This is a genomic window from Lentilactobacillus kefiri (assembly GCF_007989105.1).
Classification (GTDB): domain Bacteria; phylum Bacillota; class Bacilli; order Lactobacillales; family Lactobacillaceae; genus Lentilactobacillus; species Lentilactobacillus kefiri.
The window spans coordinates 1-2,894 of the sequence record NZ_BJVK01000074.1; the positions used below are offsets into that span (position 1 = coordinate 1).

Sequence of the window (2,894 nt, forward strand, 5' to 3'; positions counted from 1 at the left end):
TAGTTGGGTAGAAAAATGTCGACGACTGTGGAAAAATTGCGAAAGGCAGTTACATACGAGCGCCACGATGATGACCTTAGCCTTTATGTCAGTTCTATTGCGGCGCTTTTAAAGATCTCAAACGGTTTCTTAGCGTTCAATATCATCAATATTTCTTAGTACATTTTCCCTTTGCCGATCAGTTATATTGTTATCTAAATACGCATTGGCCATTTCACGAACCAAATCATACATTTTTTTATCGGTAATATAGGCCAATGACTTAATAAGCTGGTAGACTGGCGGATCAACTTTTAAAGTACGACGATCACTAGACTTAAATTTTTTACTGGGAGTCAAATTTCGATCAACATTAGCAGTATGTTTAATTCTAACTTGTTGATTGTTATCTTTCTTAATTAAAGCCATTAACAGTCATTTCCTTTCCCAAAGGAGTTAGTCTATTTTGATTAATATATTGATGATCATAATGAAAGTTAATTACATCATTAGTTTTTTCAAAAGATTCTATACGCGCTTGCAGTTCACAGAAAATATCGGCAAACAAAGCCCAAATTCGTTTATCATGGAAATCTTGAAATTGAACACCTTGGGCTGTATACCATTCTAGGCGAGCGTGATTATTAATAATATTATTGAACACGTTGTCTTTGCCAAAATACTCAATAGTTTCGCGAACAATTTTAGTTTGTAAGGGTCTACGAGCCTGAAGTAGCACTGGTAAAATACCGGCCACTTGCAAATTGATTTTATCTCCAAAATCGTCAGCCAAAGTTTGAAGATATGTTAAAACCAATTTTTTCGAACCATCAAACGCAAATTGCTGTGTTTCTTGAATTACAATAACATAATCAGCACAAGCCATAGCATTATCGACCTTAATATCTGTTGAAGGCGGAACATCAATGAATACAAAATCGTAACTATCTTTTAATTTATCAACAAGCTTTTTTAAATAAAAAGTTCGATCAATTGTGTTTTTAAATTTGTCGGCTAAAAAGTCACCAAATTTTCGCGTATCATAATCAGAAGCAATCATGTCAATATTGGGTCCCAAATGAACAAGACCAGCTTCTAAGTCACCATCTTCCATACAACTCATGAAAGATTTATTAATATTTAAGTCCTTATAAGTTTTTGCCAAAAAAGTAGTGGCATTCCCCTGAAGGTCAGTGTCAATAACTAAAACTTTTTTGTTAAACAAGGATGAAGCAACAACAGCTTCCATCACCGTATCTGTAGTTTTACCAACGCCACCCTTTTGTTGTGCATTTATAATCACATATCCCAATGTATTCACCTCAATCTTGAAAAAGTACACTAATGCAGTCTTACTTAATATGATCATAGTACACTTCACACGAGTTAATCGCAAGGCAAAAATAAATTTAGCTTCCTAATACACTTTTCTCCTAATACACTAATCTTTTAATCTCCTTTTCTCCTAATACACTAATCTCTTTTTCTCCTAGTGTATTAAGAGAAAAGTGTACTAATACACCTTTTGAAATTCAATAAGAACTTAAACCCTGTAGAATCAGTATTTATAAAAAATTAAAAATCTCTTTTTCTCCTATTCTCCTTTTCTCCTGTTCTCTTTCTACACTAGTATACTTTTCTCTTAATCTCCTTTTCCCCTAATGCACTAATCTCTTTTTCTCCTAGTGTATTTACTAATAGAATGCTGTCATGAAAAAGTGTACTTTCATAGTTTTACTATTTACAAGTTAGGCACTAAATGATATTCTTGAATTGTTCAAACAAATTATAAGAAATGAACATACAAAAATGCTAGACTATGACTAATTTAACAACCGAATAAAGAGATCAAGCTAAACAGAAAAATCCCCGATTCACGAGGAATCAGGGATTTTGGATTTAGCAAGTAGCTATCAGCCAGCTACTTAGATTCAGTCGATTTTCACCTCCAAGTTAAAATCGACTGAACATTGTTCTTAATTTGTAGGTTAATTATACCGCAAACCAGTCCCCAAGGACAAGTTAAGGATAGTTAAAAACAAATTAAAGTCAATGGACTAAGTAGCTAACCAAAGCTATTTAGTCCATTTTTTGTTGTTAGAAATTAAAAAAGTTGCCGACTGGGCAACTCACAAACAGACACATGCTGGTGAAACTACAAAGCCCTCACAACCAATGTTCGCTTTGTAATTCAGTTAGAGCATATCAGATTTGTATTGTAATGCAAGTCGAATGTTTTAGCAACTCTCTTTTGAGACAGCGTGTGTCAGTCGAGAAAGGGAGTTTTTATTATGACAAAATCAAAAAATTTCAATTACTATGAAGCCGATAACGTATATGGAGCCCTATTTTTCCAGTTTCCTAAGGTATTAATGTATGGCGAGCAATATAAACATTTAAGCAGTGATGCTAAATTGGCTTATATGGTACTGAAAGATCGGCTCGAGTATTCTTTGCGCAACCACTGGGTTGATGAAGATAATCATGTTTACTTTATTTTTACCGTTCAAGAATTACAAGACTTATTTAACTGCGCTACTGAAAAAGCCGTTAAAATAAAAAAAGAATTACAAACAGCCAATCTATTAAAACAAATTCAAATGGGATTTAATCCTAAAACGAAAAAGAATGAACCGAATCGTTTATACCTTTCCAAGCTCGATGTGAAAGCTACTGATGTCTATTTAAGGGGTGAATATGGACAAGAAACGCCGAAATCCCTTGCTACGAGCGGAATTTCGAAAATCGAAAGTCCGCATGACTTCGTTGGATCCCTTGCTACGAGCGGAATTTCGAAAATCGAAAGTCCGCATGACTTCGTTGACAATAGCTCTCAATCCCTTGCTACGAGCGGAATTTCGAAAATCGAAAGCAATCTATATAAAGACTCTAAAAACATAGATACTAATAGATAC

At 34.1% G+C, this 2,894-nt stretch carries 3 protein-coding genes and 1 pseudogene; 2 read left to right on the forward strand and 2 right to left on the reverse strand.

The features are described 5' to 3' along the window. A pseudogene (locus LKE01_RS12280) lies at positions 1–112 on the forward strand (IS5/IS1182 family transposase); the annotation flags it as partial. A gap of 17 nt (positions 113–129) precedes the next feature. On the opposite strand, the gene prgO reads toward LKE01_RS12280, so the two are convergent. Both prgO and prgP read right to left on the reverse strand, forming a co-directional pair. Next, on the reverse strand, positions 130–408 hold the full coding sequence (prgO, locus tag LKE01_RS11605; protein ID WP_057910342.1) for a DNA segregation protein PrgO: 279 nt from the start codon (positions 406–408) through the stop codon (positions 130–132). After that, positions 395–1,282 (reverse strand): ParA superfamily DNA segregation protein PrgP, encoded by an 888-nt coding sequence (gene prgP, locus LKE01_RS11610; RefSeq protein WP_306765878.1) that lies wholly within the window; start codon positions 1,280–1,282, stop codon positions 395–397. Before prgP ends, prgO begins: the two co-directional genes overlap by 14 nt. A 988-nt stretch (positions 1,283–2,270) precedes the next feature. Here prgP and LKE01_RS11615 point away from each other — a divergent pair. Continuing rightward, the coding region (locus LKE01_RS11615; RefSeq protein ID WP_146979254.1) for a replication initiator protein A at positions 2,271–2,894 on the forward strand (624 nt) is incomplete at its 3' end.